Annotated in this window: 18 protein-coding genes; 10 read left to right on the top strand and 8 right to left on the bottom strand. The window is 60.7% G+C overall.

Annotated elements, in window-relative coordinates; all coding sequences use genetic code 11:
• Nucleotides 1-133 precede the first annotated feature (133 nt).
• The 6 genes from hisB (at nt 134) to K0P33_RS02845 (ending at nt 4,002) form a co-directional block, all read left to right on the top strand.
• Nucleotides 134-727: an imidazoleglycerol-phosphate dehydratase HisB gene (hisB, locus tag K0P33_RS02820; RefSeq protein WP_003218037.1), complete on the top strand. Its 594-nt coding sequence runs from the start codon at nt 134-136 to the stop codon at nt 725-727.
• The gene (hisH, locus tag K0P33_RS02825) at nt 727-1,365 is read left to right on the top strand and encodes an imidazole glycerol phosphate synthase subunit HisH (RefSeq protein ID WP_094952175.1); all 639 of its coding nucleotides are present in this window, start codon (nt 727-729) and stop codon (nt 1,363-1,365) included. The genes hisB and hisH overlap by 1 nt, the downstream gene beginning before the upstream one ends.
• A complete protein-coding gene (locus K0P33_RS02830) occupies nt 1,366-1,623 on the top strand; it encodes a DUF2164 domain-containing protein (RefSeq protein ID WP_094952176.1) in 258 nt (85 codons plus the stop codon).
• 39 nt (nt 1,624-1,662) lie between these two features.
• The gene (gene hisA / locus K0P33_RS02835; protein ID WP_003187784.1) at nt 1,663-2,400 is read left to right on the top strand and encodes a 1-(5-phosphoribosyl)-5-[(5-phosphoribosylamino)methylideneamino]imidazole-4-carboxamide isomerase; all 738 of its coding nucleotides are present in this window, start codon (nt 1,663-1,665) and stop codon (nt 2,398-2,400) included.
• A gap of 9 nt (nt 2,401-2,409) precedes the next feature.
• Entirely contained in the window at nt 2,410-3,180 is a 771-nt protein-coding gene (gene hisF, locus K0P33_RS02840; RefSeq protein WP_003171107.1) for an imidazole glycerol phosphate synthase subunit HisF, read from the top strand.
• Nucleotides 3,181-3,246: 66 nt separating this feature from the next.
• Nucleotides 3,247-4,002: an ABC transporter substrate-binding protein gene (locus K0P33_RS02845; protein ID WP_094952177.1), complete on the top strand. Its 756-nt coding sequence runs from the start codon at nt 3,247-3,249 to the stop codon at nt 4,000-4,002.
• Here K0P33_RS02845 and K0P33_RS02850 read toward each other — a convergent pair.
• The 5 genes from K0P33_RS02850 to gpmI form a co-directional block, all read right to left on the bottom strand.
• Nucleotides 3,955-5,244, bottom strand: a complete 1,290-nt coding sequence (locus K0P33_RS02850; RefSeq protein ID WP_242153944.1) for a Vps62-related protein — start codon at nt 5,242-5,244, stop codon at nt 3,955-3,957. The two genes, K0P33_RS02845 and K0P33_RS02850, sit on opposite strands and share 48 nt — an antisense overlap.
• Nucleotides 5,245-5,307: 63 nt before the next feature.
• Nucleotides 5,308-6,093: a divergent polysaccharide deacetylase family protein gene (locus K0P33_RS02855; RefSeq protein WP_094952179.1), complete on the bottom strand. Its 786-nt coding sequence runs from the start codon at nt 6,091-6,093 to the stop codon at nt 5,308-5,310.
• Nucleotide 6,094: 1 nt separating this feature from the next.
• Entirely contained in the window at nt 6,095-7,423 is a 1,329-nt protein-coding gene (locus K0P33_RS02860; RefSeq protein WP_094952180.1) for a S41 family peptidase, read from the bottom strand.
• A gap of 30 nt (nt 7,424-7,453) precedes the next feature.
• Entirely contained in the window at nt 7,454-8,749 is a 1,296-nt protein-coding gene (locus K0P33_RS02865; RefSeq protein ID WP_094952181.1) for a murein hydrolase activator EnvC, read from the bottom strand.
• A gap of 256 nt (nt 8,750-9,005) precedes the next feature.
• Entirely contained in the window at nt 9,006-10,532 is a 1,527-nt protein-coding gene (gpmI, locus tag K0P33_RS02870; RefSeq protein ID WP_242153946.1) for a 2,3-bisphosphoglycerate-independent phosphoglycerate mutase, read from the bottom strand.
• A 151-nt stretch (nt 10,533-10,683) separates the two neighbouring features.
• On the opposite strand from gpmI, the gene K0P33_RS02875 reads away from it, so the two are divergent.
• The 3 genes from K0P33_RS02875 to secB are packed head-to-tail and all read left to right on the top strand — an operon-like array spanning nt 10,684 to nt 11,875.
• Nucleotides 10,684-11,097, top strand: coding sequence for a rhodanese-like domain-containing protein (locus K0P33_RS02875; protein WP_094952183.1), 414 nt, complete (start codon nt 10,684-10,686; stop codon nt 11,095-11,097).
• A gap of 1 nt (nt 11,098) precedes the next feature.
• The gene (grxC, locus tag K0P33_RS02880) at nt 11,099-11,353 is read left to right on the top strand and encodes a glutaredoxin 3 (RefSeq protein ID WP_094952184.1); all 255 of its coding nucleotides are present in this window, start codon (nt 11,099-11,101) and stop codon (nt 11,351-11,353) included.
• Between the two features lie 42 nt (nt 11,354-11,395).
• Nucleotides 11,396-11,875 carry a protein-export chaperone SecB gene (gene secB, locus K0P33_RS02885; protein WP_083355711.1) on the top strand — a complete coding sequence of 160 codons (480 nt, stop codon included), beginning with the start codon at nt 11,396-11,398 and terminating at the stop codon, nt 11,873-11,875.
• Between the two features lie 150 nt (nt 11,876-12,025).
• Here secB and K0P33_RS02890 read toward each other — a convergent pair whose 3' ends face one another.
• Nucleotides 12,026-12,481 carry a tRNA (cytidine(34)-2'-O)-methyltransferase gene (locus K0P33_RS02890; RefSeq protein WP_003171120.1) on the bottom strand — a complete coding sequence of 152 codons (456 nt, stop codon included), beginning with the start codon at nt 12,479-12,481 and terminating at the stop codon, nt 12,026-12,028.
• Between K0P33_RS02890 and K0P33_RS02895 the strand changes: the two genes are divergently transcribed.
• Entirely contained in the window at nt 12,480-12,920 is a 441-nt protein-coding gene (locus K0P33_RS02895) for a hypothetical protein (RefSeq protein WP_094952185.1), read from the top strand. The genes K0P33_RS02890 and K0P33_RS02895 overlap by 2 nt on opposite strands.
• 469 nt (nt 12,921-13,389) lie before the next feature.
• On the opposite strand, the gene ntrC is transcribed toward K0P33_RS02895, so the two are convergent.
• Complete coding sequence (ntrC, locus tag K0P33_RS02900) at nt 13,390-14,826, bottom strand: nitrogen regulation protein NR(I) (RefSeq protein WP_242153948.1); 1,437 nt, start codon at nt 14,824-14,826, stop codon at nt 13,390-13,392.
• Nucleotides 14,823-15,908, bottom strand: coding sequence for a nitrogen regulation protein NR(II) (gene glnL, locus K0P33_RS02905; protein ID WP_078046461.1), 1,086 nt, complete (start codon nt 15,906-15,908; stop codon nt 14,823-14,825). Before glnL ends, ntrC begins: the two co-directional genes overlap by 4 nt.
• Between the last annotated feature and the right edge of the window lie 125 nt (nt 15,909-16,033).

Here is a 16,033-nt window from a genome sequence, read left to right on the forward strand (position 1 = left end):
TCTGGAGCGCCTGCTTGTACACACATGTCTATCGCCGACACTCCATCAGTCTTATCCCCTTCGATGTTTCTGTTTAGCGCCCGCGCCCCTATAATGGCTGCCTTTTTCGCCCAATGATTTTGCGGAGTTGGTGATGGCCGAACGTAAGGCGTCCGTCGAGCGCGACACTCTGGAAACCCAGATCAAAGCCTCGATCAACCTGGATGGCACCGGAAAGGCCCGATTTGATATCGGTGTACCTTTTCTTGAGCACATGCTGGACCAGATCGCCCGCCATGGGCTGATCGACCTGGATATCGTCAGCAAGGGCGACCTGCATATCGACGACCACCACACGGTGGAAGACGTCGGTATCACGTTGGGCCAGGCATTTGCCAAAGCCATCGGTGACAAAAAAGGCATCCGTCGCTACGGCCACGCCTATGTTCCGCTGGACGAAGCGCTGTCGCGCGTAGTCATCGACTTCTCCGGCCGCCCAGGCCTGCAGATGCATGTGCCCTACACCCGCGCCACCGTGGGCGGCTTCGATGTCGACCTGTTCCAGGAATTTTTCCAGGGCTTCGTCAACCACGCACTTGTCAGCCTGCACATCGACAACCTGCGCGGCACCAACACCCACCACCAGATCGAAACCGTGTTCAAGGCTTTCGGCCGCGCGCTGCGCATGGCGGTGGAGCTGGATGACCGCATGGCCGGGCAAATGCCTTCGACCAAGGGCGTTCTGTAATGCAGACGGTCGCGGTTATCGATTACGGCATGGGTAACCTGCACTCGGTGGCCAAGGCCCTCGAACACGTAGGCGCTGGCAAGGTGCTGATCACCAGCGATGCCAATGTGATTCGCGAAGCCGACCGGGTCGTATTTCCCGGCGTGGGCGCGATTCGCGATTGCATGGCTGAGATCCGCCGCCTGGGCTTTGACAGCCTGGTGCGTGAAGTCAGCCAGGACCGGCCGTTCCTCGGCATCTGTGTGGGCATGCAAGCCTTGCTCGACAGCAGTGAAGAGAACGACGGCGTCGACTGCATCGGCCTGTTCCCAGGCCAGGTGAAGTTCTTCGGTAAAGGCCTGCACGAAGACGGCGAACACCTGAAAGTCCCGCATATGGGCTGGAACGAAGTTCGCCAGGCCGTGGATCACCCGTTGTGGCACGAAGTGCCAGACATGGCGCGTTTCTACTTCGTGCACAGCTACTACATCGCCGCCGGTAACCCGCGCCAGGTGGTGGGTGGCGGGCACTACGGCGTCGACTTCGCCGCAGCGCTGGCCGAAGGTTCGCGTTTTGCCGTGCAATTCCACCCGGAGAAGAGCCATACCCATGGCCTGCAATTGTTGCAGAACTTCGCCGCGTGGGATGGTCGCTGGTAAATGGCCAAGAAGCCGAAAGTGCCGGTCTTGAACCTCACGCCCGAACAGGAGGGTGAGGCTACCCTCACGATCAAGCGCTTCATGGAAGACCGCTTCGAGCTCAAGCTGGGCTCGTTCGAGGTCGCCGAGCTTCTTGAGTTGTTCACCACCGAAGTGGCGCCGCATTATTACAACAGGGCGATTTTCGACACGCAGACGCTCCTTAAAGAAAGGTTCGAAAGCATCGAAAGCGACTTGTGGTCGCTTGAGAAACCCTGATTTCCCAAGCATTGCTGAATATCGAATAAGGTTTGCCAGATGCTGATTATCCCCGCTATCGATCTCAAGGACGGCGCTTGTGTACGCCTGCGCCAAGGCCGCATGGAAGATTCCACCGTGTTCTCCGACGACCCGGTGAGCATGGCTGCCAAATGGGTAGAAGGTGGCTGCCGTCGTCTGCATCTGGTGGACTTGAACGGCGCCTTCGAAGGCCAGCCGGTGAATGGTGAGGTGGTTACCGCCATCGCCAAGCGCTACCCGAACCTGCCGATCCAGATCGGCGGCGGTATTCGCTCCTTGGAAACCATCGAGCACTACGTCAAAGCCGGCGTGAGCTACGTAATCATCGGCACCAAAGCCGTTAAAGACCCAGCCTTCGTTGCTGAAGCCTGCCGCGCGTTCCCGGGCAAGGTGATCGTGGGCCTGGACGCCAAAGACGGTTTTGTCGCCACCGACGGCTGGGCTGAAATCAGCACCGTGCAGGTGATCGACCTGGCCAAGCAGTTCGAAGCTGACGGTGTGTCCGCCATCGTTTATACCGACATCGCCAAAGACGGCATGATGCAGGGCTGCAACGTACCGTTCACCGCTGCTTTGGCTGCGGCTACCAAGATCCCGGTGATCGCTTCCGGTGGTATCCACAACCTGGGCGACATCAAGTCGCTGCTGGACGCCAAGGCGCCTGGCATCATCGGCGCCATCACTGGCCGCGCGATCTACGAAGGTACCTTGGACGTCGCCGAAGCCCAGGCTTACTGCGACGCCTACAACGGCTGAGGACTGACCATGGCGCTGGCCAAACGCATCATCCCTTGCCTGGACGTCGACAACGGTCGCGTGGTCAAGGGCGTCAAGTTCGAGAACATCCGTGACGCCGGCGACCCGGTGGAAATCGCGCGTCGCTACGATGAGCAAGGTGCCGACGAGATTACCTTTCTCGACATCACCGCCAGCGTCGACGGCCGTGACACCACGCTGCATACCGTGGAACGCATGGCCAGCCAGGTGTTTATCCCGCTGACCGTGGGCGGCGGCGTGCGTACCGTGCAAGACATCCGCAACCTGCTCAATGCCGGCGCGGACAAGGTCTCGATCAATACCGCGGCGGTATTCAACCCGGAGTTTGTCGGCGAAGCCGCGCAGCACTTCGGCTCGCAATGCATCGTGGTCGCCATCGACGCCAAAAAAGTCTCCGGCCCGGGTGAAACACCGCGCTGGGAGATCTTCACTCACGGCGGCCGCAAGCCCACCGGGCTGGACGCGGTGGAGTGGGCGATGAAGATGGAAGGCCTGGGCGCCGGTGAAATCCTGCTGACCAGCATGGACCAGGACGGCATGAAAAACGGCTTCGACCTCGGCGTCACCCGCGCCATCAGCGATGCGCTGGGCATTCCGGTGATTGCCTCCGGCGGCGTCGGCAACCTGCAGCACCTGGCCGACGGCGTGATCGAAGGCCACGCCAGCGCCGTGCTGGCGGCGAGTATTTTCCACTTTGGCGAATACACCGTTCCCGAGGCCAAGGCCTACATGGCGGCGCGCGGTATCGTCGTTCGCTAAACGCTACTGGACACCATGGCAGGCGCGCGGCACTCTTTGCGCTTGCCATGGATTCCGGTAGCCTTCATGTTCAAGACCTTGTTGCTCGCCCTCGCCAGTACCTCCGTGCTTATGGCCGGTGCTGCCCACGCCGAAGAACCGTCTGACGCCGCCCTGGTGTTGCTGACGGAAAACTTTCCGCCTTACAACATGGCGAAAAACGGCAAAAATTTCGCCAAGGACGAGAACATCGAAGGCATCGCCGTGGACATCGTGCGCGAGACTTTCAAGCGTGCCGGCATTTCCTACAATCTGACCCTGCGGTTTCCTTGGGAGCGAATCTACAAACTCGCCCTGGAAAAACCTGGTTACGGCGTATTCGTGATGGCGCGCCTGCCGGATCGCGAAGCTTTGTTCAAATGGGTCGGCCCTATCGGCCCTGATGATTGGGTGTTGTTGGCCAAGGCCGACAGCAAGATAGAGCTGTCGGACCTTGAGCATGCCCGTCGTTACAAGATTGGTGCCTACAAGGGCGACGCCATTGCCCAGACCCTGGAAAAACAGGGCCTCAACCCGTTGGTGGTGCTGCGCGACCAAGACAACGCGCAAAAGCTCATGGATGGCCAGATCGACCTGTGGGCCACCGGCGATCCCGCCGGGCGTTACCTGGCGCGTCAGGTCGGCGTAACGGGGCTCAAGACCGTGTTGCGCTTCAACAGCGCCCAGCTCTACCTCGCGCTGAACAAAGACGTGCCGGATGACGTGGTGACCAAACTCCAAGCGGCACTCGATCAGTTACGGGGCGAGGGTGTCCTCGAACAGATCATAGCCCGCTATCTCTAGTGTGGGCTGTGCTTCAAGGGGGTCTACTCCAGGCGCTTTCTCAGGCAGTGGCTCCACGCTGGGGTACTGGCTCATGTACACGTGCTCGCCGCTGTTGTAGCTCACAGTGTCTGATACCTGGCTGCCATCCAGGCGTAGCAGGCGGTATTCACTGTTCAGGATGGAGCCCGCAACGGCTATCTTCGGCGGCGCATAAGTGATGATTTCCAGCGCTGAGGCGTTGCTCCAACCTTTCGCCGAGTGCTGCGTATGCGTGAAGTCACGGTCCAGCTGCGCCGAGAAACTCAGCGCGAATGCGCGAGTGTTTGCGGGCCATTGCTTGCTTAGTTCGACGCCGGTGCCAGTTGCCAGCACCCTGGTATTTTCTCCGATTTCGCCCTTCGTGGCTTTCCACGTAGAGGGGCGACTGGTCGCTTCGGTGTTGTGCTCAAAGCCGACGAAAACGTGACGATCAGTACGTTCCAACCGATAAGTGGGTGAGGTCTGCAGCTGCTCAATAGCGGTTAATTCCGGATCTTTTACGCAGAACCACGGCAGTTCGCACACCTTAATTATGGGGGTGGTCTCCTCCAGCATCGGGTTCTCATACCCGCTGAGAACGGGGAGTGGCGGTGCTTCGCTGGATTGCGCGGTGAGCGCCAGGCGCAGCGAATAGGCCAGGAGGCTTGGCTTGGTAGCGCTTTCACTGCCGATAAAGGTGCCAGGGGCCAAGTAAATTTCGCCGGCTGATGCATCGGGCGGAGTAATCGACCAAGTGTTCAGGTTTTGGGTAGCGCCACTGCCTTTATCGTCCCAGATCAGGTCGCCCACTTGGGCTGTTTGCACCAGATCTTCGCGTACGCAGCGCATGGCACTGGTCGAAGGTTTGTCATAGGCCACACCGCACACCAGCCCCATCGCGACATAGCCTTGCGGTGGCAGTGGGCGCCAGATGGATAAATTGCCTAAGGCCCCGGTTCCTTTATCGTGCCACACCAATTGGTAATCGAGCGGCGCGCGCAGGGCCGTGCCGTTGACCTTATTCACGTCGCTGACGACCGGGACGATCTTGCTCCGGTTGATATTGTCATGGTGACCAACCGCAACATCGCCCAAGGAGAAAAACGGGCTTAGTTCATCGGATGTTGTGCTGGGCCGCCAAAGGCCGACGTCTTTATGCGCGCCTGATCCCTTATCGCTCCAGAGCGGAAGAAACTCGCTGGTAAAGTTGATGAGCAGGTCGTTGAATTGCAGAGGCTTCATTGGAGGCTCTCCAGTTGATAGGAGTATCAACTATCGAAGAGCGAGCGCATTGCCGAGCTGTATTTATCTACGCAACGGAAGATAAATGCCGTTTTTCCCATGCCCGGCCATGGCCTGATTGCCACGTACGCTGATCATCAACTTGATATCAATCCAGTCGATGCCCTGGGCCTTGAGCTTGGGCAACTCGCGCTCCAATACCGCCAGGGTTTGCGGGTAAGGGTGGCCGATCATTACGGCTGAACCTTGTTTGTGCGCCAGTTTGATTGCGGTTTGCAGCTGCGTGGTGATCGCCGCTTCGGTGCGCTCGTCATCGAGGAATACATCCCGCGAGACATGCGCCAAGCCAATCTTCTGCGCCTCGGCGGCGGCGACGGTCTGTGCACTGGTGCGGCTGTCGACAAAGAACTTGTTGCGTCGTTGCAGCTCGGCCATCAGCCACGCCATGGCGGCCGGTTGGGCGGTCATGCGGCTGCCCATATGGTTATTGATGCCGGCGGTGTAGGGCACGGCCTTGAAGGCGGCCTCCAGGCGTTTGCCGAGTTCTTCGATGGGCAAGTCGGGGTGCCAGGCGAACGGGCCGGTAGCCGGGTCCATGGGCATGTGCAGGATCACGATCTTGCCGGCCTTGTGCGCTTCGCGGGCGAATTCGGCGGCGTGGGGCGTGTCCGGCATGATCGCCATGGTCACCGGCCCAGGCAGGGCCAGCACGCGACGATCCCGGGGCAGGTTTTGCCCCAGGTCGTCGATGATAAGGGTCAGGTAGGCTTTATGCGGCTCGCCCGCAGGCGTCGCGTGGGCGACGCCTGCCAGGCTGCACAGCACAGCGATGATCAGGGCAAAACGCATATCAACGGCTGCGCGTAATGCTCAGGCCTTTAAGCAGGCTCAGCGCCTGGGCCAGTTGATAATCATCGTCCTGCGGCATCGGCTTGGCTTTGGTGGCGCTGCCGGTCGGCTGGTCGGCGCCGCCGTTGCCATTGCCCAGGTGGCCTTGCAGGTCGGCCTCTTTGTAGTACTCGCTGTCGATCTCGTTGGTGATCTTGGCTTTACGTACTTCGATGTCCGGCACGATGCCTTGGGCCTGGATCGAGCGACCGTTCGGCGTGTAGTACAGCGCCGTGGTGATCTTCAGCGCGCGCTCGTTGTTGAGCGGCAACACGGTTTGCACCGAGCCTTTGCCGAAACTGGTGGTGCCCATCAGTACGCCGCGTTTCTGGTCTTGCAGGGCGCCGGCGACGATTTCGGAGGCCGAGGCGCTGCCGCCGTTGATCAGCACAGCCAATGGCACGTTTTCGCTGAGGTCATTGCCGGTCGCTGAGAAGCGCAGTTCGGAGTTAGCGATACGGCCCTTGGTGTAGACGATCAGGCCTTTGGTGATGAAGTGGTCGACCACTTCCACCGCCGACTGCAACACGCCGCCCGGGTTGTTACGCAGGTCGAGCACGATGCCGTTGAGTTTCTTGCCGTTGTCTTTGCGCAGCTTGGCCAGGGCCTTGGCCACTTCGTCGCCGGTCTTGACCTGGAACTGGGTGATACGGATGTAACCGTAGCCCGACTCCAGCAGCTGGCTCTTCACGCTCTTGACCGTGATGGTCGCGCGGGCCAGGGTTACGTCAAACGGGTTGCCGCCGTCGCGCACCAAGGTCAGGGTGATTTTTTGGCCGAGCTTGCCGCGCATCTTGTCGACGGCTTCGGTCATGGACTGGCCACGGGTCGGCTGGCCATTGATCTTCACGATCAAGTCGCCGGCCTGGATACCGGCCTTGGATGCTGGGGTGTCGTCGATCGGCGACACCACTTTGATCTGGCCGTCTTCGGAGCCAACTTCGATGCCCAGGCCGCCGAATTCGCCGCTGGTGCTTTCCTGCAGCTCAGCGAAATCTTCCGGGCCCAGGTAGGCAGAGTGCGGGTCGAGGTTGCTGAGCATGCCCTTGATGGCATTTTCCAGCAGGGTTTTATCGTCTACGGGTTCGACATAGGCTGCCTTGATCCGGTCCATGACCTCGGCAAAGGTACGCAGCTCGTCCAGCGGCAGCGGGGCCTTGGTGGTCGCTGCCGTGGTCGCGGTCGTAGCGGCGGGTGCAGCTCCAGCGGCCTGGTCGGCAAAAGCCAGAGGCGCGCCGATCACCAGGGCGATCGTCAGGGCCAGCGAAGTGAGGCGGGACAAATGCAGCATGTCGAACGAACTCCTAATGTAGATGCGGCCCTATCCTTGGGAACGGCACCATTGTGCAGGGTCGCTCGGGCGGCCCTGCTGACGAATAGCGAAGTACAGCGCTGGCGTGTCCTGCCCACCACTGTTACCGACAGTGGAGATGGATTCGCCGGCTTTTACAACATCACCTGCCGACTTGAGTAAAGTCTGATTGTGGCCGTAAAGGCTCAAATAGCCATTACCGTGGTCAAGAATCACCAACAAACCCGCGCCCCGCAGCCAATCGGCAAACACCACACGGCCACCATGCACGGCATGCACCTGGCTGCCGGCGCCGGCGCTGATCATGACGCCATCCCACTTGGCGCGGGTGTCATCGCCACGGGTTTCACCGAAGCGTGCCAGTAGTCGACCATCAACGGGCCATGGAAGTTTGCCGCGCGCTGATGCAAAAGGGCCGCCGAAGTTCTCGCCGGCGCTGGAAACCAGTGGCCCAGGGGCTGCGCGCGGCGGTTTACGGGGCGCCGGTGCGTCGGTGGTCGCTGCCAGTTCGGCCTCACGCTGGCGCTTTTTTTCCGCTTCCTGCTGGGCGATCAGCGCTTTCTGGCGCGCTTCTTCAGCCTCACGTGCCTGGCGGGCCAGGGTTTCTTCGATGGTTTTGAGCACTTTGCCGAGGTCGGCCTGGTCCTGCTCGCGTGCTTGGAGCTTGGCGTCGCGGGCTTTTACATCGTTATTGAGCTTGGCCAGTGCCAGCTGGCGCTCCTTACGTACCTTGTCCAGTTGGTCGCGCTGGGTGTCGAGGGCGCTTTTCTGGTCGAGCAGCTGGGATTGCTGGTCGGCAATTTCCTGTTCGACATTGGCCAATTGGCGCAGGGTTTCGTTAAAACCCTTAAGTTGCGCCAGGCGTGCCTTGCTCAGGTAGTCGTAATAGGTGAGGGTACGCGCGAATTTTTCTGGGTTCTGCTGGTTAAGCAGCAGCTTGAGGTATTCCTGGCGGCCGCTCTGGTAGGCGGCGCGGGCCTGGATCGCGATCAGGCGTTGCTGTTCAACGCGTGCGCTCTGGAGTTTTTTTTTCTCAGCGTCGAGTCGCTCCAGTTCCGACTCGCTCTTCTTTAATTCTTTTTGCAGCTCCTGGACCTGCTTCTCGAGCTTGCCCATCTCGGTTTCCGTGCCGCGCAGGTCTTTCTGCACCCCGGATTTTTCTTCCTGGAGCTTGCCGAGCAGTTTTTTCAGCTCAGTAATGTCCTGACGCGTAGCGTCCAACTGTTGTTGGGTTTGTGCGCGCTCATCGGCAAACGCCGGTTGGAGCAGGCAGACAAGAGCGAGGGTAATCAAGGCGCGAAGCATAGAGGCGGGCGACACCAGGGAAAGGGACAGCCTAGTATGCCCGCCAAGCGCCGCAAAAAAAACGCCCAATTGGGGCTTGCGGGCAAGATAGGTGCCGAGTGGCGTTGGTGTGGCAAAAAGATATCCTCAAAAGCACCTTCCAACCCTGTGGGTGCTGGCTTGCCTGCGATGCGGACACCTCGGTGCTTCAGAGATACCGAGTTGATGCTATCGCAGGCAAGCCAGCTCCCACAGGGGCTTGCGGTGCTTCTCAGGGTCAAACCAGAATCGAAGTCCCGGTCATCTCTTTCGGCTTCTCCAACCCCATCAGCTTCAGCATGGTCGGCGCCACATCCGCCAGCACGCCGCCTTCACGCACTTTCAGGTCGCGCTTGCCGACATAGATGAACGGCACCGGCTCGGTGGTGTGGGCGGTGTGGGCTTGCCCGGTGGATTCGTCGGACATCTGCTCGCAGTTGCCGTGGTCAGCGGTGATCAGCGCTTCGCCGCCGACTTTCTCCAGGGCGTCGACGATGCGGCCGACGCACAGGTCCAGGCATTCCACGGCTTTTACGGCCGCTTCCAGGTTACCGCTGTGGCCCACCATGTCGCCGTTGGCGTAGTTGACCACGATCACGTCGTAACGCTGATTGTCGATGGCATCGACGATCTTGTCGGTGACTTCGGGTGCGCTCATTTCCGGCTGCAGGTCGTAGGTGGCGACTTTTGGCGACGGGATCAGGATGCGTTCTTCGCCCGGGAACGGTTCTTCACGCCCGCCGGAGAAGAAGAAGGTCACGTGGGCGTATTTTTCGGTTTCGGCGATGCGCAACTGGGTCTTGCCGTTTTTCGCCAGGTAGTCGCCCAACACGTTTTCCAGGCTGCCCGGGGCAAACGCCGAGGGGGCCGGAATGTTGGCGGCGTATTGGGTGAGCATCACGAACTCGACTTTCGGTTGGCGTGCGCGCTCAAAATCTTTGAAACCGGTATCGACGAACACGTGGCTCAGCTCACGGGCACGGTCGGCGCGGAAGTTCATGAACACCACGGCGTCGCCGTCTTCGACTTTCACCGGCTCGCCGAGGGTAGTGGCTTTGACGAATTCATCGCTCTCGCCACGCGCATAGGCGGCCTCCAGGCCTTCCTGTGCGGTGGCGGCGTTGAATTCGGCCTGGCCGTCGACGATCAGGTTGTAGGCCTGGGCCACGCGGTCCCAGCGGTTGTCACGGTCCATGGCGAAGTAACGGCCGACCAGGCTGGCGATGCGGCCCTTGCCGAGGGCGGCGAAGGTGGCGTCGAGCAGCTCGATGGACGACTGCGCGCTTTTTGGCGGGGTGTCGCGGCCGTCGAGGAAGGCGTGCAGGTAGATCTTGTCGGCGCCGCGCTTGAACGCCAGCTCGGCCATGGCGACCAGGTGGTCCTGGTGGCTGTGCACGCCGCCGTCGGACAACAGGCCCATGAAGTGCACGGCCTTGCCGGCTGCGACTGCTTTATCCACCGCCGCGCAGATGGTCGGGTTCTCGAAGAACTCGCCGTCGCGGATCGATTTGGTCACGCGTGTGAAGTCTTGGTATACCACTCGTCCGGCGCCGAGGTTCATGTGGCCGACTTCCGAGTTGCCCATCTGGCCGTCCGGCAGGCCTACATCCATGCCCGAACCTGAGATCAAACCGTTGGGTACGGTGGCGGTGAGGCGGTCGAGTACCGGCTTCTTGGCCGAGTACACGGCGTTGTCGTGGTGGCTTTCACTGTGTCCGAAGCCATCGAGAATTATCAGGACCAAAGGTTTAGGCGTAGTAGTCATAGATCCTCTCGCGGCGGTAATAAAGGAAGGCAATCTAAAAGGGAGTAGCAGTCTAAAGCGAAGTTCCGACCACGTCACCGCTTTACGGGGGTTGGCCCCCCCTGACGGCTGTGTATACTTACCGCCATTTTAACGCCCTGGAACCTCCTTGATGGTTGATCACCTGATTGCATTTGCCACTGCCCACTACCTGCTCGCGGGTGCCTTCGTCATCCTGCTGGCGCTGCTGATCGCTCATGAAATGAGCCGCGGTGGCCGCAGCCTGAGCACGTCGGAGCTGACCGCGCTGGTCAACAAGGATGAGGCCGTTGTCGTGGATATTCGCCCGGTCAAGGATTTTGCCGCCGGCCATATCGTCGGCGCCCTGAACATTCCACAGGACAAGCTCATCGCACGCCTGGTCGAGCTGGAAAAATACAAAGGCAAGACCATTATTCTGGTCGACGCCCAAGGCCAGCACGCCGGGACCCACGCCCGCGAGATGCTCAAGGCTGGTTTCACCGCCGCCAAACTGTCCGGCGGTATCGGCAGTTGGAAGGCCGATAACCTGCCGTTGGTGAAGTGACATGAGTCAGGTTGTCGTTTACTCCAGCGATTGGTGCCCTTACTGCATGCGGGCCAAGGCCCTGCTTGAGAAAAAGGGCGTTGCCTTCGAAGAGATCAAGGTCGACGGCAAACCCCAGGTGCGCGCCGAAATGACCCAGAAGGCGGGGCGCACGTCCGTGCCGCAGATCTGGATCGGCGACAAGCATGTCGGTGGTTGCGATGACCTGTTCGCCCTGGAGCGCGCCGGTAAACTCGATGCGCTGCTGCTCGTCTGACTCCTAAACCCTAAAAGACCCCAAGATCAAGAAGGATCTGTGATGACTGACCAACAGAATACTGAAGCAGCAGAAACCCAAGGCCCACAATTCTCGCTGCAGCGGATCTACGTGCGTGACCTGTCGTTCGAAGCGCCGAAAAGCCCGGCCATCTTCCGTCAGGAATGGACTCCAAGCGTTGCGCTGGACCTGAACACCCGTCAAAAGGCACTGGAAGGTGACTTCCACGAAGTCGTGCTGACCCTGTCGGTCACCGTCAAGAATGGCGAAGAAGTCGCCTTCATCGCTGAAGTGCAACAGGCCGGTATCTTCCTGATCCAGGGCCTGGACGAAGCGTCCATGAGCCACACCCTGGGCGCGTTCTGCCCGAACATCCTGTTCCCGTATGCCCGTGAGACCCTGGACAGCCTGGTCACCCGTGGCTCGTTCCCTGCGCTGATGCTGGCTCCGGTGAACTTCGATGCCTTGTACGCGCAAGAGCTGCAGCGCATGCAACAGGAAGGTTCGTCGACCGTTCAGTAAGTCGACGCGGTAAAAATGTGGGAGCGGGCTTGTGTGGGAGCTGGCTTGCCTGCGATAGCATCACCCCGGTGTGACTGACACACCGAGGTGCCTGCATCGCGGGCAAGCCCGGCTCCCACACAAGCCCGCTCCCACATTTGTTTTTACGTGTTACTTGAAGCCGAGCTGGCGCCAGCCTTCGTAGACCGCGACGGCCACGGTGTTCGACAGGTTCAAGCTGCGGCAACCCTCGCGCATCGGCAAGCGCAGGCGATGGCCGTCGGGCAGTGCGTCGAGCACCTCGGCCGGCAGGCCACGGCTTTCCGGGCCGAACAGGAAGGCGTCGCCTTCGGCAAAGCTGGCATCATGAAACGGCCGCGAGCCCTTGGTGGTAAACGCGAACAGCCGTGGGTGGCCCAGGCTTTCCAGGCAACTGGCCAGATCGGCGTGGCGCTTGAGCGTGGCGTACTCGTGGTAGTCCAGCCCGGCGCGGCGCAGGCGCTTGTCGTCCATGTCGAAGCCCAGCGGCTCAATCAAATGCAGGTGGCAGCCACTGTTGGCGCACAGCCTGATAACGTTGCCGGTATTCGGCGGAATTTCTGGTTGAAAAAGGATGACGTGAAACATGCACGGCTCCGAAGGCAAAGATGCGCTGCATTCTACCCCTGAAGACGACCCAAGGCCGAAGCTATTGCCCAGGGTCTTGGGCTCAATGGTGATTGTCGGTTTGATGATCGGCCTGATGATTGGCCGCCTGACCACCCCGGAGCCGGTCGAATTGCAACAGGTAGAGCTGGCAAAGGACGGCGTGGTGGTGTGGTTCAACAGCGAGCCCAAGCTGCACGGCGAGCAGGTGGATGGCACCGTGGCGCTGCTGTTCGACGCGCAGGGCAAGGTGGCCAATGGGCAACTCAAGGTCAATGACAAGGACGTGAACTGGCGCATCCGCAAGACCGATAGCGGCTTGCTGCTCAACCTGGTGGCGGCTCGGCCGTTGCGCGGGGAATGGAAGGGAGAGAAGGCCGATGGCCGCTGGCGGCTTGAGATCCATCTCCAAGAGCAATAAAAGAGGGAATCCCCGGCCTGCCTGTACCGAGGTTCCCGAAACGGGTGTGGGGCACGACGCGATCCGCATCAAGCACCCCAGGTGTAAAGAGGGGATTCTCGGCCTGCCTGTACCAAGGTCCCCGAAACTGGGTAGTACAAGGGTTATTGCAGGGCGCGTGCCAGAGTTTGTAATTTGTGCCAAAAAATCACGCCATAAAGCGCAAAGCCCCGGAATACGGGGCTTTGGTGTTTTTGCTGTTCAAGGTTTTTTCAGCGTGGCTGATGTTTCAAGCGTTGGATCCATGCCCGATGCCGGTTCATGGTGCATTGAAGCGGTGCACTGCATCTGATCTGATCGTTCCCACGCTCCGCGTGGGAATGCATCGTGTGACGCTCCGCGTCACCAGTGCACAGACCTCAAGTTGCAGTGAGGCCTGGACGCGGAGCGTCCGGGGAGGCATTCCCACGCAGAGCGTGGGAACGATCAGTCAGCCCTCATCACCCTCATCTTCATCCCCGCCATCCACCTTCATCCCCAGCTCCTTGATCTTGCGCGTCAGGGTATTACGGCCCCAGCCCAGCAGCACGGCGGCGTCGCGGCGGCGGCCGGCGGTGTGCTTCAAGGCGGTTTCGATCATGATTCGCTCGAACGCCGGCACGGCGCTGTCGAGCAGGTTCGACTGGCCACGCGCCAAGGCCTGATCTGCCCATTGGCGCAGCGCCTGTTCCCAGTTGGTCACAGGGGCTGAGTCCTGCGGCAGGCTGAGCAGCTCCGGCGGCAGGTCGCTGATATGCACTTCGCGACCCGAAGCCATCACGGTGATCCAGCGGCAGGTGTTCTCCAGCTGGCGCACGTTACCTGGCCATGGCAGGTTCTTGAGGTATTCCTCAGTCTCGCTTTTCAGCAGCTTCGGCTCGACGGCCAGCTCCTGCGCGGCGCGGCTGAGGAAGTGGCGGGCCAGGGTCGGGATGTCTTCGCGACGGTCCGACATGCGTGGGATATGGATACGGATCACGTTCAGACGGTGGAACAAGTCTTCACGGAATTTGCCCGCGTGCACCAAGGTTTCGAGGTTCTGGTGGGTCGCCGCGATGATGCGCACGTCGACCTTGACCGGCGTGTGCCCGCCAACGCGATAGAACTCGCCGTCGGCCAATACGCGCAGCAAGCGGGTCTGGGTGTCGGCCGGCATGTCGCCGATCTCATCCAGGAACAGCGTACCGCCGTCGGCCTGTTCAAAGCGGCCGCGACGCAGGTTGGCGGCACCGGTGAAGGCGCCTTTCTCATGGCCGAACAGCTCGGATTCCATCAAATCCTTGGGAATCGCCGCCATGTTCAGCGCGATAAACGGCGAGGCCGCCCGTGGGCTGTGGCGGTGCAGTGCATGCGCCACCAGCTCTTTACCGGTGCCCGACTCGCCGTTGATCAGCACGGTGATGTTGGAGTGGCTCAAGCGCCCGATGGCGCGAAACACTTCCTGCATCGCCGGCGCTTCGCCGATGATTTCCGTGGTGCGGGTCAGGGCGGGTGGGGCTTGCTGGTTCTGTTGTTCCTGGGCGTGCTGGTTGGCGCGCTTGACCAGCGCCACCGCCTCATCCACGTCGAACGGCTTGGGCAGGTATTCAAAGGCGCCGCCTTGATAGGACGCGACAGCGCTGTCCAGGTCCGAGTGCGCGGTCATGATGATCACCGGCAGGCGCGGGTGCTGCTCACGGATGCGCGCGAGCAAGTCCAGGCCACTGGCGCCGGGCATGCGGATGTCGGAGATGATCACGTCCGGCTGCTGGCGCGCCAGGCGGCTCATCACGCCGTCGGCGCTGTCGAAGCTCTGGGTGGTCATGCCTTCCTGTTGCAAGGCTTTCTCGAGGACCCAGCGGATAGAACGGTCGTCATCGACGATCCAGACAGTTTCACTACGGCTCATGTCGATGGGGCTCCTTGTTCCAGAGGCAGAAAGATCGAGAACGTGGTGTGGCCGGGATGGCTTTCACATTCGATCAAGCCCTGGTGCTGGCTGATGATGTTCTGAGTAATGGCCAGGCCCAGCCCGGTACCGTCCGGGCGGCCGCTGACCATGGGAAAGAAAATGGTTTCCTGCAGTTCCGCAGGAATGCCCGGGCCGTTGTCGATGATCTCGACTTTGGTCACCAGGCGATGGCGCACATGGCCGATGGTGAACTGGCGCAGGGCGCGGGTGCGCAGGCTGATGCGGCCCAGGCGCAGCTCGTTCTGGCTGCTGATGGCCTGCATGGCGTTGCGCACGATATTGAGCACCGCCTGGATCATCTGTTCGCGGTCGATCAACACGTCGGGAATGCTTGGGTCGTAGTCGCGCACCAGGGTGATGCAGCCTTGGCTTTCGGCCTCGACCAGTTGGCAGACGCGCTCCAGCACCTCGTGCACGTTGGTCATCGCCAGCGATGGCAACTTGTTGGAGCCGAGCATGCGGTCCACCAGGTTACGCAAGCGGTCGGCCTCCTCGATGATGACGTTGGTGTAGTCCTTGAGGTGCTCCTCCGGCAGTTCGCGGGCCAGCAGTTGCGCGGCGCCGCGAATCCCGCCCAACGGGTTCTTGATCTCGTGGGCCAGGCCGCGCACCAGCATCTTGCTGGTTTCCTGCTTGGACAGCTGCGCTTCTTCCTTGGTGATGCGCAGCAGGCGGTCACGTGGGTGCACTTCGAGCAGCAGCAGGGTGGTGCCGTTGCTCAGGATCGGGGTCACGGCGTAGTCGACCGTCAGCGTCTGGCCGGTGAGGGCGGTGAGCATCGCTTCGCGCTTGGTGAACGGGTGTGCCTGCTCCACCGCCTGGCGCAAAGAACTCAAGGCTTCGGCCGACTCGGTGAACAATTCGCTGATGAACTGCCCATGGCTGCGCTGGCCGCTGATGGCCAGGAGCATCTCCGCCGCCGGGTTCATGTACTCAAGACGCAGGTCGTCATTGAGCAGAATGGTCGCGGTGGTCAGGTTGTCGAGTAACAAACGGTGCAGTGCATCGCTGATGGTCATCAGGACCTCTTTTGGAGCAAGGCGCGGGCTTGAGGCACACGCTGATACAAGGAAAATGCAAAAACCAAACCAAGGCTCCGAAAAGAAGCGTTAAACCCCTGAAATAGGGGTTTAAGGCGCGAAAC

This window comes from Pseudomonas sp. ArH3a (genome assembly GCF_022648765.1).
Taxonomy (GTDB): Bacteria; Pseudomonadota; Gammaproteobacteria; order Pseudomonadales; family Pseudomonadaceae; genus Aquipseudomonas.